Below are 24,388 nucleotides of genomic sequence, written 5' to 3' on the forward strand. Positions count from 1 at the left end.
GCAGCTTCGCCCCGCTCTCCACCCCAGCACCATAAACGCTGAGCCTTTCCGCCCCGGCTCCGGACACCGGGTGTCCCGACACCGCGCCCTACTGCCAGGTGGCGGTGTCGGGGTCGATGTCGTGGGCGCGTGCGCTGGCGTCGACGCTTTGCCGGAACCACGTGGCCAGGCCGGCGCGGATGCCGTCGTAGTGGGCAGCGAATGCCGGATCGGCCTCATACATGCGCCCGAGACAGACCTGCATCTGCCTGGTGAGGGGAAAGTACGAAGTGAACACTTCGCGGTGCCGCTCGACGAGCTGATTCGCTGCTGGGCTGCCAGGGGTGACACCGGCGTCCATCGCGTCGGCGAAGGCACGGTCGAGCTCGGCGATGGTGTCGGCGATGGCCTGCCACTGCTGCGGACTGCGAGCGGCTGAGCGTTCGGCGTACTGCTGCCATTGTGTCGTGTCTCCGTAGCGCTGACGGGCTCGGGCGGGCCAGTCCGGGTTCCACTGGGGGCCGAAGATCGCGGCCTGCTGCTCGACGGTCAGCAGCAGGCCGCGCTCGTGGGCGGCGATCATCCGGTCCAGGCCGGCGCTGAGCTGCTGGAGGCGCTCGATCCGCTGGGCAACCTCGGTGCGCTGCGCGCGCAACGCGCCGGGCACGTCTGCGGTCGAATCGTCCAGGATGGCCCGAATCCTGTCCAGGCCGAGGCCGATCTCCCGGTAGACGACGATGCGGTGCAGGCGTTCCAGATCGCCGGCGGTGTAGAGCCGGTATCCTCCAGCCGTGCGCAGCGACGGTCGCGCCAGACCGATGTCATCCCAGTGGTGCAACGCGCGGACTGTCACGCCCAACCACGTCGAGACCTGACCGACGGTCAGGCCATCGACGGCAGCGGCATCAGGCATGCTCCTCATTGTCGCCGCGGTCGGCGCCCGGTGGGGTGATCCCGATGGCTTCCAGGTTCCGCGCCTCCTGGCTGGCCGGATCGAAGGGCTTCGCCGCGGTGAACACGACCCGTGCGTTCTCGGGGGTGATCACCTCCACATCGCGGGTGTTCCAGGGAGTCTCCCGTGGGCCGTCGACCGAGTTCGGGCTCACCGCACGACAGTCCTCGACCAGGGAATCGATCTGGCTGAGCACGCACGCGAAACTGACGCTCATCGCCGGTGCCTGCGCCGGGACGCTCGCCGCGGAAACGAGCAGCACGTCCTGGAACGCCCACCGGCGCAGATGCACAAGCCTGCCGGGGATGCTGAACAGCTCGAAGAACCCGAGCCCACGACTCCAGAAGTCCACCGACGCCGCCAGATCGCTCGTGGGGATCGTCACGAACGCGGGCATTCCATAGATGCCCCGGAACGGCTCCGGCGCAACCGCATCCGGGCCGGGACTCGGCACCGGGCTCATCTCGAAAGCGTTGTAGTAGTTGCTCATGCACCCCACCCTCCGGCCTCACGCGACGTGAGGGTCAAGCCGCGTCCGTGAATCCGCTCCTACCGCAGCGATGCGAGGCTTGCGCACGATCTGGGTGGTCTGGGAGCGGAGGTCAGCGGGGGATTGTGAGCTCGATCTCGGTGCCCGCGGCGGGGGACGAGGTCACGGTGACGGTGCCGCCCAGGTCGCGGATGCGGCCGCGGATCGACTGGGCCACGCCGAGGCGGCCGGCGCGTTCGGCCTCCGCCAGCCGGCCGTCGGGGATCCCGGCGCCGTCGTCGCGGATGGTCACCGCGACCCGGTCGTCGAGGTCCTCCAGCAGGATCCAGGCGCGCGCGGCCGGGCCGGCGTGCTGGGCCACGTTGTCCAGGGCGGCGGCGACGGCCGCGGCGACCTCCGCGGCGACCGGAGCGGGCAGGTGGACCGGCGCGGCGGGCGCGGCGACGGTGACCGTGTCCGAGGCGTGGGAGCCGAGCAGCGTGCTGAGATCGGCCGGCTCGGGCGGGGCGGGCGGGCGCGAGCCGGAGGAGCGGGACCCGGACGAGCGGGACCTGGACGAGCGGGAGCCGGAGGCGCGGGGGCCGGACGAGCGCGACCGAGAGGAGCGGCCCGGGGAGCGGGGGCCGGAGAAGCGCGAACGAGCAGCGGCCGGGGAGGCCGGCGCGGCGGGGGAGGGGGCCATCGCGGGGGAGGGCGGCAGCGCCGAGACCGCGGGGGCGGACGTGACCAGGGTGCGCAGCACCTTCTCCTGATCGCCGGCCAGGCGGCCCAGCTCCGCGGCCTCGCCGCCCAGCTCGGCGCCGCGGCGCTGGACCAGGGCCAGGACCTGCAGGACCGAGTCGTGGATGCCGCGGGCCAGGCGCTCGCGCTCGCGGGTGGCGGCCTCCAGCTCGGTGGCCTGCTGCAGGCGGGCCTCGGCGTCGATCGCCAGGCGGGCGATGTGCCCGACGCCGATGCCGGCCAGGATCATCAGGACCGGCCCGTTGACGGTGGCCTGGCTGAAGCCGTTGCGGACGATCACGTCGGCGATGCTGAGCAGGACGGCGGCCACGGCCCCGCGCCGGCGGCCGCCCGAGATGGCCCAGGCGACGACCGGGCTCGCGACCCAGGCCATGGGCAGGGTCGGCGCGCCGACGCCGAGGCCCGGGGGGTGGACGATCCAGCGGGAGGCGAGCAGGCAGGCCGCGGCGACCGCCAGGTCGGCGGTGAGCAGCGGCCAGCCGCGGCGCTCGGGGCGCGCGTAGGCCAGGCTGCTCACCACCGTCCAGACGGTCATCACGGCGATGATCAACCAGCCGCCGGGGGGCCAGGCGTAGCCGCGGAAGTTGTTGACCATGAGGACCGCGGCGTAGCCGAGCGCGGTGACGCGGAAGACGAGCAGCGCCCGCCACAGCGGGCCCTCCAGACCGGGCAGCCCCCCGCCGGCCATGTCAGACCCAGTGCACCGGGGGCAGGCCGGCCTCGTCGAGGGCGGCCGCGATCTTGCTGAACGGGCGGGAGCCGAGGAAGCCGGCCGGGTTCATCGGGCTGGGGTGGCCGGCCTCGATGACCACGTGCTGCGGGTTGGTGACCAGGACGGCCTTCTTGCGCGCGTATCCGCCCCACAGGACGAACACGACCCGCCGCTCGAAATTGTTCAGCGCGTGGATCGCCGCGTCGGTGAAGTGCTCCCAGCCGCGGCCGGCGTGCGAGGCGGCCTTGCCGGCGCGGACGGTCAGGACCGCGTTGAGCAGCAGGACGCCGTCGGCGGCCCAGGGGGTCAGGTCGCCGTTCTTCGGCGGGGTGACGCCGAGGTCGTCGCGCAGCTCCTTGTAGACGTTGCGCAGCGACGGTGGCACGGACACGCCGGGGCGCACCGAGAAGCTCAGGCCGTGGGCCTGGCCCTCCTTGAAATAGGGGTCCTGGCCCAGGACGAGCACCCGGGCCTGCTCGGGCGGGCAGAGCCGGAACGCGGTGAAGAGGTCCGGCAGCGGCGGGTAGACCGGGCCGGCCGCGTATTCCTGCTCGACGAACGCCTGCAGGCGCTGCACGACCTCGAGGTCGAGATGCGGCTTCATCACGTCACGCCAGCCGGCGGGGAGGAGCTCCAGCAGATCCAACGACATGCAGGGCACTCTACGAGTAGGGTGCGACATTTTCTGTACCGGCCGAAACTCGGATTTATCCGGATAAAATCGGACCATGACGCAGGTCGGACCCGTGGGCAGCGGCGGTGAGCCGCTCACCGTGCTGTGGTCCTGGCGGCAGCGGCTCGAACAGGCGGGCGAAAACCGGCAAGCCCCGCCCAAACAGCAGAGGTCGGTGCAGAAGGGCGATCGCCGCGTAAATCCGGGTCCACAGGACAGTCTCCCACAAGACGGGCCGGTGGACGGGCCGAAAGAGGGCGAACACGGCTATCTTCCGCAGCTGCAGGCCCGGCTCCGCGACGCCGTCGGCGACGTGCACGGGGTGGTGCGGCGGCTGTGCGAGGTACCGCCGGAGCAGCGCACGATCCTGCACACGGCGGTCGCCGCCGACCCGGCCGCGGCCGAGCGGTCCCTGACCTGGCTGCTGGAGCACTTCGACCAGCCCAGCGCCGTCGTGCCGGCCCTCGGCCGGCTCGCACCCGCGCTCGACGCGCTGCTGGCCACCCGCGGGCGCCAGCTCGACCTGTTCGGCGACGCACTGCTGGCGGCCGTGCGCGAGGAGCGCGGCGGGCGCTGGAGCGACGAGGACGCGAGCGCCTGGCGCGACCTGTGGCGCTTCGCGACCGGCTGGCTGCGCCAGGGTGCGCAGCTGTACCACGGCGAGACGCCGTTCTGGACGGGCACCGTGCTCGCCCACGACCGCCGCCGCGACGACGTCGTCGTGCTCACGGTGGGCACCGACCTGCCGTACCCGTTCCACGCCGGCCAGCGCGCCATCGTCGAGTGCCACGACGTGCCGGGGGCCTGGCGCGCCTGCTGGATCGGCGACCCGCCGGCCCAGGACGGCCACATCGAGATCCACGTGCAGGCGGTGCCCGGCGACCGGGCGACCGCCGCGCTCGTGCGGGACACCCGCGTCGGCGACCCGATCCGCCTGCACCGGGCCGAGGGCGACTTCGTCATCGAGCGCGGCGCGTCCGGCGCGGTGCTCATCGTCGCCGAGGACGTGCACGTCACCCCGGTCAAGGCGCTGCTGAGCGAGCTCGCCGAGCGCCGCGACGAGCGGGTCGTGCACCTGTTCTGGGGCGTGTCGACCCGCGACGACCTCTACGACCTCGAGTCGCTGCGCGAGCACGCGGCCCGCTGCGCCCACGCGACCGTGCACCCGGTCGTGGCGCGGGGCCCGGCGCACCCGTACTTCAGCGGCTCCCTGCCCCAGGTGGTCGTGGACTTCGGGGAGTGGACGTCGCACGACGTGTACATCAGCGGCAGCCCCCTCGCCGTCGGCGTCATGCGCAACATGCTCCGGCAGCGGGGCGTCGACCCGCGCCGGATGCACGCCGTCACGCTGGAGCCGTTCAGTACGTGAGCGAGGCGGCGACCACGGTGTTGCCCAGATACTCGCCCCGGCCCCGGTCGAAGGCGCCCCCGCACGTGACGAGCCGCAGGTGGGCGTCGGGCGCCGGGCCGTACACGAGCGCGGCCGGAAAGGCGGCCCGGTCGAACAGGCGCACGGAATCGACCCGGGACGCGGCGGTGGAGCCGTCCGCCCGCGCGACCGTGACCCGGTCGCCGGGTTCGAGCCGGCGCAGGCCGTAGAAGACCGCCGGGCCGGAGGCGGCCGAGTCGACGTGCCCGGCGAGCACGGCGTTGCCGCGCTCGCCCGGGGCCGGCCCGCGCCGGTACCACCCCACCGGCTCGACCGGTCGCCCCGGACGGCTGCCGCGCGGGCTCGGACAGCACGCCGGTGCGCGCCAGCAGCGCCCCGGCGATCAGTAGCGCAGCCGCCGCAGCAGGTAGACACCGGCGGCGCCGATGGCGAGCAGAGCACCGCCGAGCCCAGCGAGCGCGTGGTCCGGTCCCCGGGCGGTGGTGCCGTCCCCGGTCGCCACCCCGCCCGCGGGCGAGACCACGAGCTGCACCACGGTCGAGGTGCCGTCCCCGCAGCCGATTCCGACGTTGAACGTCCCCTCCTGGATGCTCTCGGGCAGGCCGGCCGTCACGGCGAACGCCCCCGATCGGGCCTGCGCCGTCATCGGGATCAGGGCGGGCAGCCCCAGTGCCGTCCCGGCGACGTCGGCCGAGCGCACCCCCTCGGCGCAGTCCACGCTGAAGGTGACGGCCGCGCCCGGTCGGACGGTGTCGGGCGCGACCGCCCCGCTCGGGCCGGCGGCGGGGGCCAGCGCGAGTGCGCCGACCGCCGTCAGGAGTGCCTGCATGCCGTACAAATCACCAGTAAAGTGGGTGAAGTAGGCACACCTCCGGCGAGGGACGGTGGGAAAGATGGTCCGGTGTGACTGCCGCTGCGACGATGAATTTCAGGCGCGAACGGACGTCACGAGTAGGAAATATGTCGCAGTGGCCTGCCCCGCCGAACGTTCGGGCGTGTTCTCGTGTAATCCTGCGCGAAGGCGTCATAAGCGCCGGTCGTGGGCAATGGCGGCCGCGGCCAGGAGCCGGACTGCGGGATGGGACGGGAACGACGCGCATGAGTGAGTACAACATCACATACCCCGACGGCGAGCTCCAGCTCAAGGTACACAAGGCGACTGAGGGCCCCGGCGGGCTGGAGATCGGCTCGCTGCTGAAGCAGACCGGCCAGGTCACCCTCGACACCGGCTTCGTCAACACGGCGTCGTGTGTCTCCTCGATCACCTACATCGACGGGGACGAGGGCATCCTGCGCTATCGGGGCTATCCGATCGAGCAGCTGGCCGAGGGCTCGACGTTCCTGGAGACGTCGTACCTGCTCATCCACGGTGAACTGCCCAGCACCACCCAGCTCGCGGAGTTCACCGACCGCATCCAGCACCACACGCTGCTGCACGAGGAGATGCGCCGCTTCTTCGACGGCTTCCCGCGCGACGCGCACCCGATGGCCGTGCTCTCCTCCGCGGTCAGCGCGCTGTCGACGTTCTACCAGGACAGCCTCAACCCGTTCGACAACGAGCAGGTGGAGATCTCCACCATCCGGCTCATGGCCAAGGTGCCCACGATCGCGTCGTACGCGTACAAGAAGGCCATCGGCCAGCCCATGCTCTACCCGGACAACTCCCTGGGCTACGTCGAGAACTTCCTGCGCATGACCTTCGGCGTCCCCTCCACGCCGTACGAGGTCGACCCGGTCGCGGTCAAGGTCCTCGACATGCTCCTGCTGCTGCACGCCGACCACGAGCAGAATTGCTCGACCTCCACGGTCCGCCTCGTCGGCTCCAGCCAGGCCAACCTCTTCGCCTCCGTCTCGGCCGGCGTCAACGCGCTCTTCGGTCCCCTGCACGGCGGTGCCAACCAGGCCGTGCTGGAGATGCTGCAGGAGATCCACGCCGACGGCGGCGACATCCAGTCGTTCGTGCGCAAGGTCAAGAACAAGGAGGCGGGCGTCCGCCTCATGGGCTTCGGCCACCGCGTCTACAAGAACTACGACCCCCGCGCGGCGCTGGTCAAGAAGGCCGCGCAGGAGGTCCTGGGCCGTATGTCGACGCCCGACCCGCTGCTCGACCTGGCCATGCAGCTCGAGGAGATCGCGCTGGCCGACGACTTCTTCGTCTCCCGCAAGCTGTACCCCAACGTCGACTTCTACACCGGCCTGATCTACAAGGCCATGGGCTTCCCGACCACCATGTTCACGGTCCTGTTCGCCCTCGGCCGGCTGCCCGGCTGGATCGCCCAGTGGCGCGAGATGATCAACGACCCGGAGACCAAGATCGGCCGTCCGCGCCAGGTCTACACCGGTTACGGGGCACGGGATTACACGCCGATTGCCGCACGGTAAAGACCCGCTGCGCCGAGCGGTTCTTGCTCGTTTGTCTACTTGACGGAGATCGACCCCAGCTGTCTCATACATGAGTCCGTCTGGGGTCGTTGTCCGTTTTTCCGACAGGTGAGCATACGGAGCCAGCATGAGCGCGCCAACGTTGTCGCCATTACTGAGCGCGGCGGTGCAGGACCGCACGTCGGGGGCCACCGGGGTAGCCCGGCAGGTCCTCGACGGCCTCGCCGAGTTCGTGCATGATCTGGCGACCCTGCGTGCGATGGTGGCGCCGCTGCCCGGGCTCCTGCCGGGGTACGCCTCGATGTGGCACATCGCCCGGGCCGCCAACAGCTCCGACCCCGGCCCCGCGTTGCGCGCCATCCGCGACCAGCTCGACCGCGACGTCGAGCGCTCGGTCGCGGTGGCGACGCGGCTGCTGGAGCAGCGCGGCGGCTGGGTCCGCACCGCCCCCAGCAGCGCGCTGGTCAAGGCCGCCGTCGCCCCGCTGCCCGCCGGCACCGTCGACCGGGCCGGCACCGAGGGCCTGGAGCCCGCCACCGGCGTCGCCGGCGCCGACGCGATCAGCCCCACCCGCGTGCTCAACATCAAGGGCACACTGGCCCTGGCCCGCAGCATTCCCACGATCGTGGTGACGACGTCGCTCAAGCTCGTGCCCGAGGACGTCTTCGAGGGCCTGGGCTCCCCGCTGTTCGAGCGGATCCCGCTGGATGCCTTCTGGGCCGTGGTCCTCGACGGCGAGCTGCTGACCCCCGCCGAGGCCGGCCACCGCGCCGCCCAGCTGGCCTGAACTCGAAACCTTCCTGCCAGTACTGCGTCGCGGAATCCGTGGCGTGGCAACGATTGTGCGATCGTGTGCAATCTTGTGCTCCACATTGGACAGATCCACACGGTTGGCAAGACGGCACGAATTGGGGGCTGTGCAGGGCGGCGCGGGGGGAGTACATTTCGTGCAACCCAAGGACGCCGGGGCCGCCGCTTCCCCCGTGGCGGCGGCCCCGGTTCTTGGTTCCTGGACTCCTGGTTCCTGGTCTTTTGTTTCGGTCTTGCCTGCGAGGTTTGCCCGTTCGCGGACCGGGAGACCACCAATGGCATGCCCGCCATCGCTGAAACCCCGCGTGTCGCGATCCCGGCGGGCCGTCGTCCCTCGTCGGCGGGGTCTGTGCCATCGACCTCGCGCTCCCCGGCGCCGAGGGCACCGTCCCAGTGCGCATTCAGGCCGGTGCGGGTGTGGGCCGGCGGGGGAGCGGGGCGCGTGAGCATCGGCACTGGGGCGGTCTTCCTTTCTAGCTCGAAGGGCGCGCACGAGGCGACCTCCTCGGCTTCGGCGGCTGGCTCTTCGCGCTGCGGGGTGGACGCCGCCGGCGGCATCTGCACGATCGTCGTCGACCGCGACGCGCGGTGACTCAGGACTTGCGGGGCTCGCCCAGGTCGGCCGACGCGCCCGAGACGGGGGCGTCGTCGGGCAGGTCCGGCAGACCGAACAGCTCCGTCAGGCCGGTGATCTGCAGCAGGCGGTGCACGAACGGCGACGGGCTGCGCACCTCCATCGTGCCGCCCACCTCGCGCGCCTTGTTGTTCGCCGCGACCAGCGCGCCGATGCCGATCGAATCCATGAACGGCACCCGCCGCAGGTCGACGGCGAGCAGCCGGGGCCGGTACGTCTCCACGGTGTCCAGCACCACCGAGCGCAGCGCGCCCACGGTGGCCGCCTCGAGCGGGCCAAGGACCTCAACCACGACCGTGCCGCCGGGTAGCTCGCCGGACTGGTGGGTCCGGACCATTGCGTCGCCCATTACGACCGCGTACCCAGCCCGTGAAACCGGAAACGTCAGGGGCTGGCGGAGATCAACAACGGCAGCATCACCGCGTATGCGCACAGCAGCACGCACGCCTCCGCGCGGGTGATGCGGTTGTTCCGCCGCAGCAGCAGCCACGCCAGGATTCCGGCCACGACCATCGCGGTCACCGCCGCGAACCCGAACGGCGCGATCCGGCCCGGCCCGGCCGCCAGCCCCACCACGGCCCCGCCGATCAGGCTGTTGAACAGGTTGCTGCCCAGCAGGTTGCCGACCATCAGATCGCCCTCACCACGCCGCTGGGCCTGCACCGAGGTCATCAGCTCGGGCAGCGACGTGCCGACGGCGACGAACGTGAAGCCGATCACCGTGTCGCTGACGCCCCACCGGTGCGCGAGCGTGGACGCGTTGGCGACCAGCAGCTGCGCCCCGCCCAGCGTCGCGGCCAGCCCGAGCGCGGTCCGCGTCGCCTCGACCCACCACCGCCCGGGCGCCGGCGGCGGCTCGACGAACGCGGCGACGTCGTCGGGCAGCGGGTCGTCCGGCGGCACCCGCGACAGGCGCACCAGCAGCACCAGCGCCCCGATGCTGAGCAGCGCGAGCAGTATTCCGGCCACGAACTTCAGCCCCACCAGCGCGAACGCCCCGAAGACGGTGACCCCGGCGACCATGAGCGGCGCCTCGCGCACCGGCACCGACGAGCGCACCAGCACCGGCGAGACCACCGCGACCACGCCCAGGATCAGCGTGAGGTTGAGGATGTTCGACCCGACCAGGTTGCCCAGCGCCAGCCCGGCGTTGCCCCGCACCGCGGCGGTGCCCGAGACCACGAACTCCGGCGCGCTGGTGCCCAGGCCGATCACCACGACCCCGACGATCACCGGCGCCACCCGCAGCACCGTCGCCAGGCGCCCCGCGCCCACGACGAGCTGGTCGGCGCCGTACGTCAGCAGCGCCAGGCCGACGATGCCGAGCCCGGCCACGAACAGGGTCGACATCCGCCTCCTCCCAGCGATCGCGCCTGGCTCGACACGATACCGGTCGCCACGAGGCCACCGGCCGCGCGCCGACTTCGCGTAGCGTTGGGTGATCGGCCGACTTCGCTGGGTGTTGACGTGAGATTGCCATCTTTCACCGCTGGCGCAAAGGCGTGTGGCGCTCTACAGTTTTCAACGAGACCGGCGTCTTCCCCCGTGGATGCCGGTCTCACCATTTTCGAGGGCTGAGCCGCAGGGCGGGGCTGCCTCCACTGTGGACGTCGCGGTAGATTGACCCCTGGTTGGAGGGGAGCGGTCGAGTGCAGTGTCCACGTTGCGCAGCCGAGGGCATCGACCCCGCCGGCTACTGCGTGAAGTGCCGCCTCTACCGGGGCCCGGCGCAACCGGTGCAACCGCCTCAGCCAGCGCAGCCGGTCCAGCCGCCTCAGTCAGTCCAGCCGCCTCCGCCGGTGCAGCCGCCGCCCGCCGCGTATTTCCCGCCGCCGCAGCCCTATCCGGCCGTCGCGCCCCCGCCCCGAACGCGAAACCCGCTGCTGATCCCCGGCATCATCTTCGGCGTCGTCGCCCTGGTGCTGGTCGGCGCCGTGATCGTCTACGCCGCCACCTCCAGCGGCGACAAGCAGACCCAGAGCACCGGCGGCACCAACCCGGTCGTCGCCGCCAGCGTCTCGCCGACCCTGGCCGAGGACGAGCCCACCCCCACCCCGACCGGCACTCTCGGCGACCTGCCCGGTGCGGGCGAATCCGCGTCCGCGAGCCCTGGCGCCGCGCCGTGCATCCTCGGCGTCTGGCTGGAGGAGCAGCACGACGAGCAGGTCACGGTGCTCAACACCGGCACCTTCCCGTTCACCGGCAACGGCGCCTACCATCGCTACAACGAGAGCGGCCGGGTCGTGATCGACTACGGCGACGGCATGCACCTGCGCGGCAGCAACGGCTCCACCCAGTTCGACTACGTCTTCTCCGGCTACATCTCCTACCAGTTCAAATACGCGAACGGCACCGTGACGTACTCCTCGCCGCGCCCGTCCGGCACCGAGACCTTCATCCGCAACGGCCACACCGACTACAGCGGCCCCCTGGAGGCCCGGGTGCCCCCGCCGATGAAGGTCAATTGCGGGTCGGTCGCCATGAGCCTCACCAACGCCACGACCACCACCCGGCTCAAGCGCACCAGCAAGGCCCCCTGACGCGGCTTTGCTCAGGTGGTGGGCCCGCGTGCCGATCAGGGACGCGAGGGAGGGCCCGCATGGACAACAAGCTCGCCATGGTCATCGACGACTCGCGCGCGATGAGGGGCATCCTGAAACGGATTCTGTTGCCCCTGGGGTTCGAGGTTCGCGAGGCCACCAACGGCAAGGACGCGCTCGACCAGATCTGGGACGACGACCTCAAGCCCGCGCTCGCGCTCATCGACTGGAACATGCCCGAGATGAACGGGCTCGAGTTCGTGATGGCCGTGCGCAAGCAGAAGCACCTGCGCCAGATGACGCTCATGATGGTCACCACCGAGAGCGAGCACGGCCAGATCGTGCGCGCGCTCGCCGCCGGCGCCCACGAATACGTGATCAAGCCGTTCACCAACGACGCGATCGTCGCCAAACTGACCTATCTGGGCCTCGTCCCACTGGCCGGTCCCGAGCCCGCCGTGAGTGCCTGATCTGGGATCCTGACCCGAAAGGCACCCCCGATGGTCCGATAGGCGACGGAAGAACCCCAGGCGTCGAACTACCGTGCCACGCATGACGATCGACTTCCCGAACGGCTGGTGGGGCACGGATCTGGGTGCCGCCCGGGCGAGCATCGGAACGTACGAGCTCTATCCCATCGAGAGCCTGCCGGTCGTCGACGAGTCCCGCTTCGACGGCACGTTCTCCTGGCTGGCCCCCGGCGCGCCGCACGACCCGCTGCGGGCCATGGACGTCGCCGCCCTCGGCGAGCACATCGCGCTGCCGGCCCCGTTCAAGCGGTTCATGAGCAGCCAGGTCCTGATGGACGCCATCCCCTCCTGCACCGGCTGCGACTTCGACCTGGCCCCGCGCCCGGTGCCGAGCCCGGTCGAGCCGTCGGCGCAGCTCGTGCGGTTCCTGCGCGACCAGCAGGACGCCGTCATCTGGTACCTCTACCTGCGCCCCGGCGCCGAGCCGTTCGTGATCGCCTCGCCGTGGCTGCTGGAGGTCGTCGGCCTGGAGGAGGTCGACCGCGACACGCTGATCGCCAACATGGTCCGCGCCTCCGAGGGCTTCGAGCAGTTCATCCATCGCTTCTGGCTGGAGAACTCGCTGTGGTTCAGCGTGAACGAGGGCGACGAGTCCACCGACGAGATGAACCTGTACCTCGCGCATTACACGGCCGCCATTTAATCTCTTGCGCCGCCCGGACGGCGCGCCTATCTTTGAACACATCGAGGCGACGGACAGCGAGATGAGAGGGATCGGACGATGAACGGGCACCGCGAGCTACGACTGGAAGCGCCCAGCGCGACCGGTGCCGCCGCGCTGTCGGTCGGCGGTCGGTCCTGGCTGCTCAGCGGCTTGTCAAAGGCTACGGGTAGGTGGCGAGGCTAGGGGAGTACACCCCGACTCGCCAGCCGCCCGGGCCAACCAACGGGCGGTTTTTTTGTGCACTTATGCATTGAAGTTGTTCATTGAAAATTGCATTCTTCAGGTCGCGGTAGCCCAACGGTAGAGGCGTCCCTCTCAAAAGGGGATCGGTGCGGGTTCGACTCCCGCTCGCGACACGCAAGATCGTTCGGTTTCGTATGTCGGTTGCTCGTGCAGATGAAGGGAGGAGGCCCGGTGACCGCGGTTCTCGTACTCAACGCCGACCTCGGACCCCTGCACCGGGTCTCACTCCGCCACGCCATCCGCATGCTCCTGCGCGAGGTGGCCGTCGTTCACGAGGCGGAGCCGGACCGGTTGATCGGGGTCTACCCGCTCCCGCGGGTCGTGCGGCTCGTGTCGTACGTCGTCACCCGCTGGCGGTTCACCGTCGGCCCGGCGTGGTCCCGCGCCGGCGTCCACGCCCGCGACGGCCGCCGCTGCGGCTACTGCGGCGCCGAGGCGACGACGATCGACCACATCCTGCCCCGCTCCCGCGGCGGCCGGAACACCTGGAAGAACACCGTTGCGGCCTGCACGGGCTGCAACCAGCGCAAGGGTGACCGCACCCCCGCCGAAGCGGGCCTGGTGCTGCGCGTCAAGCCGTCGGTTCCGACGTGGAGCGCGCTCGTCCAGCGCTGATAGATGGCCCCGGCGGCCGGCTCTTCGCTACCGCCCGCCGCCGGGGCCCTTCGGGCTCGTAGCTCATCTTGGCAGAGCGCCGCTCCTGCAAAGCGGAGGTGACCGGTTCGAGTCCGGTCGGGTCCACGCCCGGGTAGCCCAACGGAAGAGGCGTCTGGTTCAGGTCCAGGAGGTTGGAGGTTCGAGTCCTCTCCCGGGTACTCGAGGAAGGTTGGCCGAGTGGTAAGGCTGCGGCTTGCTAAGCCGTCGACGGGGGAGACCCCGCGGGGGTTCGATTCCCTCACTTTCCGCGTGGCCTTGTTGGGAAGGCCAGCCGATTGGTGCCGGCACCCGTCTCGAAAACGGCGTTGGGTTCACGCCCGTGTGGGTTCGACTCCCACCCTTCCCGCCTCTGTGACGGCCACTGGGCCGTTTCCACCCGGCAATCCATGACCGTGTCTGCCTGAGCCCCGTTCGGGGCGCTGGGGCGCTTCTAACGCGTTTTCCCGAAGGCGTACCGCGTGAGCACCCGCACGCTGCCGGCACTGCGCTGCCGGGCCGCCGCCGGGAGCATCGTCAGCGCGTGGATGCGCGAGGACAGGTGCCACCGCGCCGCCCGCCCCGCCCGCGGCCAGCCGTGGGCGTCCATGCGCGCCGCCGTCGACAGGAAGAACGCCTGCGCCTCGCTGAACCGGTTGCCGGTCACCGCCGAGGACGCCGACAGGCTCTCGTTGTGCCGCCGGTACTGGAACACGACCTCGGCGTCGGCGACCAGCGTCCCGCCGCGGGTCACCAGCTCCAGGATGAGCTTGAGATCCTGGATGACCTTGAGCTGCGGGTCGAACCCGACCGCCCGGATCTCGCCGGTACGCCAGGCCAGCGACGGGAAGTACAGCCAGTTGCCCCGCAGCAGGCTCACCGCGAGCTCCTCGCCGACCATGGTGACGGTTCCGTCGATCTTCGGCGCGTACACCCGCCGCTTCGTCGTGTCCGTCAGCGTCCGCACCACGGCCCCGTCGGCCCCGATCACCTCGACGCCGGGCTGCACGAGCACCGCCCCGGGGTGCGCGTCGACGAGCGCGTGGACACGCTCGACATATCGCGGCAGCATGACGTCGTCGCAGCCCATGATGACCATGAACGGCGCCTCGGCCCGGTCGACGCACTGCTGGAAGTTGCGCGTGATGCCCAGGTTCTCCGGATTGCGCTCGTACCGCACCCGCGGGTGCCCGAGCGCCGCGAAGTACTCCGGGATGCCGGTCTGCCGATCGGCGGGGTTGTCGTCGAACACCGTGAGCCGCCACCGCTCGTCGGTCTGCGCCACGATGCTCTCCACCGCGATCTTGAGCAACGCCAGCCCGCCGTAGTGCGGCAGCATGATGTCCAGCACCGGCCGATCCTAACGGCCCAGCCCTCCGGCCCGGACATGTCGGGGCGTGCCTTCCCCGGGCGCCGAATCCGGATATGTCGGGCGCTGCGCACCACGACATATCCGGATTTTTCGCCTGACGGGGCTTAAGCGTGACAGGCGGGGATCGGCCACGGCAAAAAACCGGCCCGTCCGTGGCAACGGACGGGCCGGTCTGGCGCGTCTAGTTCAGTGCCGGGCTCGCCGCTTACCGGCCGGGGGCTGGCCCGCCGCGGCGCGCGCGGCGGCCTGCTGCTCGGGCGTGGAGTCCTCGTCCCAGGCCTTGGCGCGGCGGATCTCGTCGAAGAAGCCGAGCAGCCGGTCGAGCTCCTGCGTGCTCGTCTTGTCGTCGGCCCGGACCGTCTTGCCCTTCTTGTTGTGCGAGCGGATCTCGCGGCCCGTGTTGACCGTGGAGGTGTCCTCGGCCGGCTCGTTCTGCTCGTCCGACATCGGGGCTCGCTGGGCCGGCATGCGACCGGTCGGCTCCTCGTGGTGCCGGGTCGGCGGGGTGACCGGGTCGAAGTGGTGCTCGTCGTAGTTCGGGGCGTCGAAGCTGTACCCCTGCTGCTGTCCCTGCGGCGGCGGCTGGTCCTCACGGTGGAACGCGTGCGGCGGGGCGACGTGCACCTCGGGGTGCATCCCCGCGTATCCGTTCCCGTTGTGCCCCATCTGCCCGTTCGCGGGCGGCCGGGCGTAGCCGTTCTGTGCCGGAGCGCCCTGCCCGTAGACCGCCCCGCCGTGCCCGTTGCCGTCGCCGTTCACGGGACCGTGCCCGTTGACAGGACCGTGGCCGTTCACGGGTCCGTGCCCGTTGACGGGACCGTGGTCGTTCGCTGGACCATGGCCGTTTACGGGTCCGTGGCCGTTGACCGGACCGTGGCCGTTCGCGGGACCGCCCGGGGTGGGGCCGTGGACGACCGGGACCATCGGCGCGGTCGAGTCCGGGCTGCCGTTGCGGAACGCCGCCGCCGGGAACGACCCGGTGGTCTCGCCCGGTCGCGGCCGCGGCTGCGACATCGGGGGCTCGGCCGGATGCCGCCCGGGCCGCGGCGCCCCGTTCGGCGTCAGCGGCGCGAACGAGCCGGTGTGCGACTCGGCGCCGGTGCGGGGGTCGCGCTCGTCGTATCCGTTCGACTCGTATCCATTCGCCCGTGGCGCCTCGAACGCGCCCGACGGCGCCTCGGAGGCGGCCGGGAACGCGGGGAACGAGCCGGTGCGCGAGCCGCGGTCGGTGGGGTCGAAGTCGGGACGGCGCTCGTAGTCCTGCTCGGCCGGGCGCAGCGACACCGTCGGGTGCGCGCCGGACGGGTGACCGTTGGCGGGCCGCCCGTCGACGAGATAGGGCCCGTTGACGTCGCCGTGGCGCTCCTCGGCCGCGTGGCCGGCGTGCCGCGCCGCGTCCGTCACCACGGTGAACGAGCCCGTGTTGGACGGCGCGGTGCCGGCGGGCGGCGTGACCAGCTCGACCTCGCCCGGCTCGGGCAGCGAGTCGAGCAGGCCGGTGGCGAGGATGAACACGTTCGGCGCGGCGCCGCGCGGCACGGCGATATACGCGCGCTTGCGGGCGTCGATCGGCAGCTTCTCGAGGATCTCGGCCATCGTGTGGGCCGGCGGCGGCAGCTCGGCCCCGTTCGGCGCGCCGACGATGACGGCGCAGCGGTTCACGTCGACCGGCAGCCCGCGGATCCAGTCCGCCGGGTCGTTGAGGTGCTCCGGGCGGATCCACAGGCCCGCCTGCACCACCTCGAGCACCCAGCCGGAGCCGAGGGAGAAGGTGGCCTGGCCGGCCGGGGTGCCGAGCACGTCCGGGCACGGGTTGACCCAGTCGACCGGGCGGGGCGCGCCGGTGCGGGGCGCGTGCCACAGCTCGCGGGCGAAGGTCCGCCAGCGGGGCAGCCCCTTGTTGTCGATGGTGACCACGGCCCGCTGGCCGGCGGGCGCGCACAACGGCAGGCCGGTGCGCACGTGCACGGCCCGGCCGAGCACGTCGGCCACGACGGGGCCGACCGGGCCGTCGGCGACGGGATTCTGCCCATACGGCGTGAAGACGCACCGATCCGCGGCGAGCGTCGGCACTGAGGAGACCGCCCGGGCGAGCTCCTCGCGGTGCAGCGGGGTGTCGCCGGGGTGGCCGAGGATCATCGCCGGGTTGGCGTGGTCGGTCGGCACCGAGTAGGCCAGGTCGGTCACGCTGCCCACGCGCCGGCGGTGCAGCCACAGGCCGGCCGGGATCTGGTCGAGCACCAGGTCGCCGGGCAGCTCAGGTATCTCGGTGCACAGGTCCGACTCCCAGGCCGGGGCCGGGAAGCGCCAGCCGACCCGGACCGCCTGCGCGCCGGTGCGGAAGCGCCAGAAGCCGCCGGGCCGCTGCTCGCCGCGCCCGACCGGGGCGAAGAGTGAGCCGCCGGGCACGCCCAGCAGCGGGCCGGCGGCGGCGATGACGTCGATGCCGAGCCGCATGGCGATCATGTGAGCGGCGGCGGGGCGCTCGTTGGTGGCGCAGGCGCCGTCCCAGGCGACGAAGCGCATCGCGGAGAACCCGCGGGGCAGCCCGTTGGCCAGGACCTCGGCCAGCTCCTCGATCATCGCCGGCTGCAGCTTGACCGTGTGAGAGCTGATCACCACCGCGCACTCGGTGGACCCGTGCGGCGAGACGACCAGCGCCGCCGCGCCCGGGCTGGGCTCGTCACCGGAGTGGACGACCGCACCGGCCCCGAGCCAGGAAACCTTCATCCCGGGCCAGTGACGCAGCCGCACCTGCATCGCCGTGCTCATGCGGACCTCTCAGCGCTATGGAGCCGTGCCTCGCCGAGGGCGGCTGCCGACCGCGCGACCACCGTCCCGGCCGGTGGCCGCGAACGGCCCCGCGTGTCCGGTGTGCGGGCTGCAAGCGGGCAGCTGAAAATCAAGATCGCCCTCCGTCGGGTGTGCCACACGCGGTGCGATGTGGAGGGGGTTCCACACCGATGTCCGCAGGGCGGCTCTGCCGGATCGTACCGCGCTGAGTGACGGACGCAACCATCTCGTTTGTCCGCGGACCCGCCGAAGAAGCCCGGACAAGCGAGGTATTGCGCCCGATTTGATAGCATTGATGGAGACTTCTCCGGAGAGTTACTCATGCATCGAGCTGCAGTCCGCCGAATACTGGCTGTCACCTTCGGGCCCGAGCGGCGCCTGGCCGTCATGGTCATCGGGTTAGCGCTGGTCGTCGTCGCCGCGGGCGGCCTGAGCGGGTGCAAAACCTCTCCAATCGGTACTTCCGGGACGAGCCCTTCGCCGGGCCGTTCTCCTGCATACCCGGCGAGCGGTGTGCTCGTCCTGTATGACACAAGCGGGCAATACGGATCACTGGGCGAGCTGTACGCGGTCCAAGCAGGCAATCTGGCGTCGCACTTCGGTGCCTGGCAGGCCGTGCCAGTGACGAAGTACACGTCCGGATCGGCGCGAAAGTACCTGCTGACGATCTATATCGGATCGACGTATGACGAGCCGTTGCCCGACGCGTTCCTCGCCGACGTGGCCGCCGGCGCGCCCGTGCTGTGGCTGGGCGCCAACCTGTGGCAGCTGATCCGCAAGTACCCTGGAATCGGTTTCCAGACAGCGACGCTCGACGATGCCGACCCGACGGTGGTCCGATACCGGGGCGCCGAGCTCACGAGAAATCCGGCCGCCGGCGGCACGGTTCACGCGGTGCTCTCCCAGGGGGTGTACTCCACGACGCTCGCCGAGGCCGTCACGCCGGACGGCGCCTCGGCGCCCTGGGCGGTGCGCGTCGGCGCCCTGACGTTCGTCGCGGAGGTCCCGTTCACGTACGTCACCTTCGACGATCGTTACCTCGTGCTGGCGGACCTGTTGTACGACCTTCTGGCCCCCTCCGCCCCGCCGCGCCACCGCGCCCTGGTCCGCATCGAGGACGTGGGCCCACATTCGGACCCCGCTCAACTGCGCGCGATAGCGCAATATCTGCAATCCCGTAACGTCCCGTTCAGTGTCGCGGTTTTCCCCGTTTATGACGACCCGGCGGGCATCTATTCCGGCGGCGTGCCGGTGCACCGCACCCTGAGCGAATCCCCGCAGGTGGTAGCCGCCCTGACGGATATGCGGGAACGCGGCGGAACCCTGATCATGCACGGCTACACGCACGGTTTCGCGGGTGCCGCGAATCCGTACGGCGTGAGCGCCGAGGATTACGAGTTCTATCGCGCCCACGTCGACGCGGCGGGCGCGGTTCAGCTCGACGGCCCGGTCCCGGGCGACTCGGCGGCCTGGGCCCTCGATCGCCTGGAGGCGGCCCGCCGGGAGTGGGTGAAGGCGGGCCTGACGCCCCCGGACATCTGGGAGTTCCCGCACTACACGGCCAGCGCGGTGGACTACCGGGCGATCGCCACGGCTCCGGGGATCCGGGCGCGCTACGAGCAGGTCATGTATTTCAACGGCATCCTGGGCGGCACGGGTACACGCTCCGTGAGCCAGTATTTCCCATACCTCGTCAAAGACGCATATGGGACGCCGGTCATCCCGGAAACACTTGGAAACGTTGCAACACAAAGATTTAACCAGCACGGTGTCCGACTTGTCCCGGATATCCTGGTCTCAGCAAAGCGCCAACTCGTGGTCCGGGACAACGTCGCCGGCTTCTTCTATCACCCGTTCCTGGGTCTCGAATACCTGGCGCAGTTGATCGACGGCATGCAGTCACTGGGCTATACGTTTGTTCCGCCCTCGTCATTGCTGTGAGCAAGCATTCGCTCACGCGCAATCCGAAGATTGGAAGCGCTCCAGTTTTTCCGTCTTAACTGACGACCCTCGTTTTCTGTTGAACGTTTAAGCACTTCAGCGCCCGGGCTCGGCGATCGGACCACGGCATGAGGCCCTCCGCCACGTCGCCGCCACCCCCGCGAAGCGGATGAATCGCCCCGTCCCACCACCCGCGAATAGCCCGCGCCCATCGCCCGCGAATCGCTTCGACACTGCCTGCGAATCGCCTTGGCGCATCGCCCGCGGATCGCCCGGGCGCACTGGCCGCCCTCGTCGCCTTCGCCGCCTTCGCCCCGCCCCGCGAATCGCTTCGACACGCCGCCAGCGAATCGGCTCCGGTCGCGCACCGCTCGCGGATCGCCGTGGCGTGCCACCCGCGAATCGCCCTGGCGTGCCACCCGCGAATCGCCCTGGCGCGCTGCCGGCGAATCGCCCTGGCGTGCTGCCGGCGAATCGCCCTGGCGTGGCGCCCGCGAAATCGCCCTGCGCGCTGCCCGCGAATCGCCCGGCACCACCCGGGCATCGCTCCGACGGGCCGCCCGCGAAGCGCTCCGGCAACAGCTGCCGCGAACGGACCGGCGAGGCGATCCACCGACGCGGCCCTCGCCCGAGGCCGACAGCGACGGCGACGGCGACGGTGAGCCCAGACGGCTGACACGCCTCCGGCCGACGACTCCCAGAGCGCCCGACAATAGGGCCCGCCTGCGCCTGTCCGCTTGCGGCACGGCAGGCCCGAGTCTCGAAGCGCCGCCGCGATGAGGCGCGGGCCCGACCTACTGCCGACCCCTCTCAGTGCCGCCGCGCATCGCCGCCCGGCGTCCCCCGCGATGAACTCGGCCCCGCAGCGAAGTCGCGGCAGCCAACCCGAGCGCCGACTATCACCGTCCGAGTCGTCCGACGCGCGGCTCGTGCTGATTATCTGGGGCGCGGCGGTCGGGAGCGTCGAGGCGTGGTCGGTGTTGCGGCTGGGAAGAGCCGTGGCGGTCTCGGGTCGGGCTGCGGTTGTTGGGGGCAGAGAAGCTGTGGCCCGGATGGGTGGAGTGGCGGTGGTCTCGGATCAGGGCGCGATCCGGGGGTGGGCCGTTCGGGAGTGTCGGGGCTGTGGCCGGCTGGAGATGCGGTCGGAGGGAGTGGCGGTGGCCTTGGATTGGGGTGCGGGGCGGTCCGGGGAGTTGGCGGTTGGGCGCGTCGAGGCCGTGGTTGCTGTTGCGGCTGGGAAGAGTCGTGGCGATCTTGGGGTGGGACGGGCGGGCTGCGGCTGGGGAGCGTCGGGATTCGGCTGGGTGGAGTGGCGGTGGTCTCGGATTAGCGCCGATTTTCACGCAGCGAATTGGCCCTCACTTGCGGGTTGGTCAGGTGTACTCGTAGCGCAGGGTGCGGCCGTTGAGCCAGGGAACCGTGACGTGTTGTGGGAGGTCGGCTTGGCGGAGGACGGGTGAGTAGGCGCGGCGGTCGAGGCGCACGATGATCTGGTTGTTGCGGGTGAGGATGTGTCCGCCGGTGGACAGGAAGCGTCGTTGCAGGGTGTCGGGGGTTGCGGTGGCGTAGCCGGGCAGGCGGCGGCGCAGTGCCGCGCAGACGGCGTGGGCGAGGACGGACAGGACGACGTCGAGGTCGATGTTGAGGGTGACGGCGCCGGCTAGGGCGTCCAGGCTGAAGGAGCGGATGGCCTCGGCGAGGCGTTGCTCGATGTTCATTCGGCGGGCGTAGGTCTCGATCATCTGTTTGGCGGGTAGGTGTTCGCGGTTGGTGATGAGCAGGGTGGGTTCGTCGTGGCCGAGTCCGGCGACGGCCAACTGCCGCAGCGTGTCTGGGTATTTGCTCAGGCGTGTGGTGGGGTTGTCGATGACGCGGACGGTGCGGGTCTTGCCGCCGGCACGGTCGACGGTCATCGGTGTCCATGCCTTGGCAGGTAGGGCATGCAGCGCGGCGGTGAGTTTGGCGGTGCGGGCGCGGAGCGTGATGAACCCGATCCCGCGTTGGGTCAGGGCCCAGAGTTGGTCCTGGGTGGTGACTTTGGAGTCCATGACGAGTAGATCGGGGTCGTGGCCGGTGGTGGCGTGCCAGTGCTCGACGAACGCCATGACTTCGCCGGCTTGGGTGGTTTTGGACAGGTCGGCGTTGGCGTAGAGCAGGGCGTGGCTGTGGGCGTCTTCGGCGAAGAAGGTCAGCACGCTGCGGGTGCGTTGGGAGCGGGAGGGTACGTAGTGTTTCTCCAACGCCGGGTCTTGACCCCAGTGCATGACGGCGTGGAAGTCGAGGTTGACGACCTCGCCGACTGCTAGTCCATTGTGGATGATGGATCTGTCGAGTGCGGTCAGGAACGCGGCCTGCTTGGCGTGGGCGAGCCGGTAGGAGTAACTGGTCAGGGCGGTGGTCTTTGGCAGCGCGGTCAGGCCGGTGAACACGGCCGTGGCCGGGTCTGCGGCGATGTCGTGCACGTGTGAGACGCGTCGGGTGGCGGTCAGCTTCAGCGCCAGCAGGCTCAGCACGTAGCTCAGGGCTGGGATGTCACGGGTGCCGGGGTAGGCGGCGCGGCCCACGATGTCGGGCAGGTCCAGGGCCAGCAGGTCCGGGATGGTCAGGAGCAGTCCGGCCAGGCGGGTCGGTGTGCCGGTGGCCAGGGCGTGGTAGTCGTCAGGTTGCAGAGCACGGGCGCGGGGCAGGTCGTCGCGGCGGGGTCCGCCGCGCTGGGCGTCCGGGCGCCGCCAGATCCGTGGCAGTCCGGCTTCGGTGATCACCTCGCTGATCCCGGTCCGGTTCAACCCGATGCCCTCGCGGGCCAGTACCGGGCCGATCTCGTCGATGGAGTAGCCCTCCGCGCGCAACGCGATGATCCGTTCCCGGGCGGCGTCCTTGCCCGGAGCGCGTTTGGGGCCGGGCCGCGCCGGGGCGAAGAAGTCCCGTGCCCCGGCGCGGAAGTCGGCCACCGCCGAGTGCAGTCCGGCGACGGTGTACCCGAACCGGGCCGCGACGCTGTGTGCGGGCTCGCCGTCGAGCAGGTAGGCGCGCAACGCCTCGTACCGGCGCTGCGGACCGGGCGCAGGATCGGTGAAGAACTCCCCACCGGCACGGGCGGGTCGTCCGGGCATCGCGATGGGCTGAGGTTTATTCGCTGACTGGTCAATGCCGGTAGTCAACCACACCGCTCGCGGCCGGTCCAGAGTCAAGGCTGGGCACGTCGGCCGTTTCGATGCTTCCAGGCCCTACAAGTCCTCAAACTACAAGGGTTTGCCTCAGGGGTACCGCCGCCGGTTCGCCCGTATCGGGATCGTCGCCGCCGAAACACCACTAGGAACCAGGTCGATCAGTCAGCGAGTACCCCTCACTCGATGATACGTGTGTGAACGACCTCGGGCCTACGGCTTCCTTACCTGGCAACGCCGTAACGACCCGACACCATCCCCGGACCACGTCCTCGACTCTCCCCAGCCCCGGAAAAGCCCAGCCGCGAAAATCGGCGTTAGGGCGCGGCCGTTGGGGATGGGGCGGTCGGGAGCGCCGGGGCCGGGGCGTTGGCGGTAGGGGACGGGGCGGTGGGGGACGGGGCGCTCGCGGTGGGGGACGAGGCGTTGGCGGTGGGGGACAAGGTGCTCGCGGTGGGGGAGGGGGCGGTGGTGGACGGGGCGTTGGGGGCGGTGGGGCTGGCTGTGGGGGGAGTCGTTGGGGGGTTGGGTGTGCGGTCCAGGCGGCCTGTGGTTAGGAGCACGGCTGCGGCGGCTGCGCCTACCAGGCCGACCGTGGCGAAGCCCCAGGCTGGGGAGCCCAGGTCGATTGCCCAGCCGGCCAGTGGCGAGCCGATGGCCAGGCCCACCGTCAGCGAGGAGCCGTGCCAGCCCATCGCCTCGCCGCGGGCGGACGCGGGGACCAGGCGGCTCACCAGGTCGGCGCTTGCGCTCAGGGTCGGTGCGCACAGGGCGCCGGCCGGTAGCAGCGTCAGGAACAGCAGGGGCCAGGCGTCGCCGACCAGGCCCGCCGGCACCGTGAACACGGCCAGGGCGCCCAGCAGGGTGACCAGCGGCACCGCGCGGGGCAGGGCGCCGTAGACGAAGCCGCCGGCCAGCGAATATACCGCCCAGACGGCCAGCAGCAGGCCGACCAGGCCCGTCTCGCCGGCGCCGCGCAGCAGGGCCACGATGCCCAGGTCGGTGCCGGCCAGCACGATCGTGGTGGCCGACGTGGCGACGCAGACGGCGACGAAGCGCGGGGTCAGCCAGTCGCGGCGGCGAAGCGTCGGGGGCTCGGCCGGCGTTGTGCCGGGCTCGTCCGCCTCGCGGACGGGGGGATCGGTGATGAAGAGGGCGGCGCCGGCCAGGACCAGGGCGGCGCCGATCGACCACATGGCGGTGCGGCCGGAGAAGGTGCTGACCAGCACGACCGCGAGGGGCGGGCCGGCCATGAAGGACAGCTCGACCGACATCGAGTCGAGCGCGTAGGCCTGGCGGCGCTGGTCGGCGGGGACCAGGGCGGCCAGCGACTGGCGGATGACCGAGAAGACCGGCAGGGCGAAGACCCCGGCGACGAAGGCGCCCACGAGCAGTGCCGCATACGGCAGGAAGGGGGCGGCCGACCAGAAGACGGCCTCGGCGGCGGTGGTCACCAGCAGCATCGGGCGCAGGCCGCGGCGGTCGACGAAGCGGCCGTTGAGCGGGCCGCCCAGCGCCGTGCCGACCGTCAGCGCCGCGCCGACCAGGCCCGCCGCGCCCCACCCCTGGTGGAGGTTCTGGGCGACGTGCAGGGTCATGGTCACGCCGATCGCGGTGATCGGGATGCGGGCGAGCAGGGCCAGCACCATGAGGGGCCGCACGCCCGGTAGAGCGAGGACGCGGCGGTACGCAGTCAGGTGCATGTGGTCATCATGTCGCGGGGGTACGACAGAATCGGCGGG

General features: G+C 71.0%; 21 protein-coding genes and 5 tRNA genes. 14 read left to right on the plus strand and 12 right to left on the minus strand.

What is annotated here, in order from left to right; translation table 11 throughout:
* Positions 1-88: 88 nt before the first annotated feature.
* From ACQPY0_RS12125 to ACQPY0_RS12140, 4 genes are all read right to left on the minus strand, one after another.
* The gene (locus tag ACQPY0_RS12125; protein WP_432987983.1) at positions 89-892 is read right to left on the minus strand and encodes a MerR family transcriptional regulator; all 804 of its coding nucleotides are present in this window, start codon (positions 890-892) and stop codon (positions 89-91) included.
* Positions 885-1,421: a hypothetical protein gene (locus ACQPY0_RS12130; RefSeq protein ID WP_432987986.1), complete on the minus strand. Its 537-nt coding sequence runs from the start codon at positions 1,419-1,421 to the stop codon at positions 885-887. The genes ACQPY0_RS12125 and ACQPY0_RS12130 overlap by 8 nt, the downstream gene beginning before the upstream one ends.
* A 112-nt stretch (positions 1,422-1,533) precedes the next feature.
* Positions 1,534-2,850, minus strand: a complete 1,317-nt coding sequence (macS, locus tag ACQPY0_RS12135) for a MacS family sensor histidine kinase (RefSeq protein ID WP_432987989.1) — start codon at positions 2,848-2,850, stop codon at positions 1,534-1,536.
* A 1-nt stretch (position 2,851) separates the two neighbouring features.
* Positions 2,852-3,526, minus strand: coding sequence for a uracil-DNA glycosylase (locus tag ACQPY0_RS12140; protein WP_432987991.1), 675 nt, complete (start codon positions 3,524-3,526; stop codon positions 2,852-2,854).
* 76 nt (positions 3,527-3,602) lie between these two features.
* Here ACQPY0_RS12140 and ACQPY0_RS12145 point away from each other — a divergent pair, with 76 nt between their 5' ends.
* Positions 3,603-4,916, plus strand: coding sequence for a hypothetical protein (locus ACQPY0_RS12145; RefSeq protein WP_432987994.1), 1,314 nt, complete (start codon positions 3,603-3,605; stop codon positions 4,914-4,916).
* On the opposite strand, the gene ACQPY0_RS12150 is transcribed toward ACQPY0_RS12145, so the two are convergent.
* Together ACQPY0_RS12150 and ACQPY0_RS12155 are read right to left on the minus strand one after the other, a co-directional pair.
* Positions 4,906-5,241, minus strand: a complete 336-nt coding sequence (locus tag ACQPY0_RS12150) for a sortase domain-containing protein (protein WP_432987996.1) — start codon at positions 5,239-5,241, stop codon at positions 4,906-4,908. The genes ACQPY0_RS12145 and ACQPY0_RS12150 overlap by 11 nt on opposite strands.
* Positions 5,242-5,319: 78 nt before the next feature.
* Positions 5,320-5,766, minus strand: coding sequence for a hypothetical protein (locus ACQPY0_RS12155; protein ID WP_432987999.1), 447 nt, complete (start codon positions 5,764-5,766; stop codon positions 5,320-5,322).
* 269 nt (positions 5,767-6,035) lie between these two features.
* Between ACQPY0_RS12155 and ACQPY0_RS12160 the strand changes: the two genes are divergently transcribed.
* The 3 genes from ACQPY0_RS12160 (at position 6,036) to ACQPY0_RS12170 (ending at position 8,721) form a co-directional block, all read left to right on the plus strand.
* Entirely contained in the window at positions 6,036-7,319 is a 1,284-nt protein-coding gene (locus ACQPY0_RS12160; protein WP_432988002.1) for a citrate synthase, read from the plus strand.
* A 166-nt stretch (positions 7,320-7,485) separates the two neighbouring features.
* Positions 7,486-8,106: a hypothetical protein gene (locus ACQPY0_RS12165; protein WP_432988005.1), complete on the plus strand. Its 621-nt coding sequence runs from the start codon at positions 7,486-7,488 to the stop codon at positions 8,104-8,106.
* 465 nt (positions 8,107-8,571) lie between these two features.
* Positions 8,572-8,721: a hypothetical protein gene (locus ACQPY0_RS12170; RefSeq protein ID WP_432988008.1), complete on the plus strand. Its 150-nt coding sequence runs from the start codon at positions 8,572-8,574 to the stop codon at positions 8,719-8,721.
* Position 8,722: 1 nt separating this feature from the next.
* Here ACQPY0_RS12170 and ACQPY0_RS12175 read toward each other — a convergent pair whose 3' ends face one another.
* Positions 8,723-9,112 (minus strand): STAS domain-containing protein, encoded by a 390-nt coding sequence (locus ACQPY0_RS12175; protein WP_432988010.1) that lies wholly within the window; start codon positions 9,110-9,112, stop codon positions 8,723-8,725.
* A gap of 35 nt (positions 9,113-9,147) precedes the next feature.
* Positions 9,148-10,113, minus strand: coding sequence for a sodium:calcium antiporter (locus ACQPY0_RS12180; protein ID WP_432988011.1), 966 nt, complete (start codon positions 10,111-10,113; stop codon positions 9,148-9,150).
* A 449-nt stretch (positions 10,114-10,562) separates the two neighbouring features.
* On the opposite strand from ACQPY0_RS12180, the gene ACQPY0_RS12185 reads away from it, so the two are divergent.
* The 9 genes from ACQPY0_RS12185 to ACQPY0_RS12225 all read left to right on the plus strand — a co-directional run bounded on the left by ACQPY0_RS12185 (position 10,563) and on the right by ACQPY0_RS12225 (position 13,743).
* A complete protein-coding gene (locus ACQPY0_RS12185) occupies positions 10,563-11,303 on the plus strand; it encodes a hypothetical protein (RefSeq protein WP_432988013.1) in 741 nt (246 codons plus the stop codon).
* Between the two features lie 59 nt (positions 11,304-11,362).
* Positions 11,363-11,773 (plus strand): response regulator, encoded by a 411-nt coding sequence (locus ACQPY0_RS12190; protein ID WP_432988016.1) that lies wholly within the window; start codon positions 11,363-11,365, stop codon positions 11,771-11,773.
* 82 nt (positions 11,774-11,855) lie between these two features.
* Entirely contained in the window at positions 11,856-12,476 is a 621-nt protein-coding gene (locus ACQPY0_RS12195; RefSeq protein WP_432988017.1) for a hypothetical protein, read from the plus strand.
* Between the two features lie 304 nt (positions 12,477-12,780).
* Positions 12,781-12,853: transfer RNA gene (locus ACQPY0_RS12200), tRNA-Leu, on the plus strand.
* Positions 12,854-12,911: 58 nt separating this feature from the next.
* Entirely contained in the window at positions 12,912-13,355 is a 444-nt protein-coding gene (locus ACQPY0_RS12205; protein ID WP_432988019.1) for an HNH endonuclease, read from the plus strand.
* 52 nt (positions 13,356-13,407) lie between these two features.
* A tRNA-Ala gene (locus tag ACQPY0_RS12210) sits at positions 13,408-13,481 on the plus strand.
* Position 13,482: 1 nt separating this feature from the next.
* Positions 13,483-13,555, plus strand: a tRNA-Leu gene (locus ACQPY0_RS12215).
* A gap of 5 nt (positions 13,556-13,560) precedes the next feature.
* Positions 13,561-13,645 (plus strand) — tRNA-Ser (locus ACQPY0_RS12220).
* A gap of 12 nt (positions 13,646-13,657) precedes the next feature.
* Positions 13,658-13,743, plus strand: a tRNA-Ser gene (locus ACQPY0_RS12225).
* Positions 13,744-13,827: 84 nt separating this feature from the next.
* Here the strand turns inward: ACQPY0_RS12225 and ACQPY0_RS12230 are convergent.
* Both ACQPY0_RS12230 and ACQPY0_RS12235 read right to left on the minus strand, forming a co-directional pair.
* A complete protein-coding gene (locus ACQPY0_RS12230; RefSeq protein WP_432988021.1) occupies positions 13,828-14,724 on the minus strand; it encodes a glycosyltransferase family 2 protein in 897 nt (298 codons plus the stop codon).
* 207 nt (positions 14,725-14,931) lie between these two features.
* Complete coding sequence (locus ACQPY0_RS12235; RefSeq protein WP_432988023.1) at positions 14,932-17,517, minus strand: hypothetical protein; 2,586 nt, start codon at positions 17,515-17,517, stop codon at positions 14,932-14,934.
* A gap of 534 nt (positions 17,518-18,051) precedes the next feature.
* Here ACQPY0_RS12235 and ACQPY0_RS12240 point away from each other — a divergent pair.
* Positions 18,052-19,479, plus strand: coding sequence for a DUF2334 domain-containing protein (locus ACQPY0_RS12240; protein WP_432988026.1), 1,428 nt, complete (start codon positions 18,052-18,054; stop codon positions 19,477-19,479).
* A gap of 1,373 nt (positions 19,480-20,852) precedes the next feature.
* Here ACQPY0_RS12240 and ACQPY0_RS12245 read toward each other — a convergent pair.
* Entirely contained in the window at positions 20,853-22,592 is a 1,740-nt protein-coding gene (locus ACQPY0_RS12245) for a hypothetical protein (RefSeq protein WP_432972099.1), read from the minus strand.
* A gap of 371 nt (positions 22,593-22,963) precedes the next feature.
* Positions 22,964-24,349, minus strand: coding sequence for an MFS transporter (locus tag ACQPY0_RS12250; RefSeq protein WP_432988029.1), 1,386 nt, complete (start codon positions 24,347-24,349; stop codon positions 22,964-22,966).
* Positions 24,350-24,388 lie beyond the last annotated feature (39 nt).

This window comes from Dactylosporangium sp. CA-233914 (genome assembly GCF_050942935.1).
Classification (GTDB): domain Bacteria; phylum Actinomycetota; class Actinomycetes; order Mycobacteriales; family Micromonosporaceae; genus Dactylosporangium.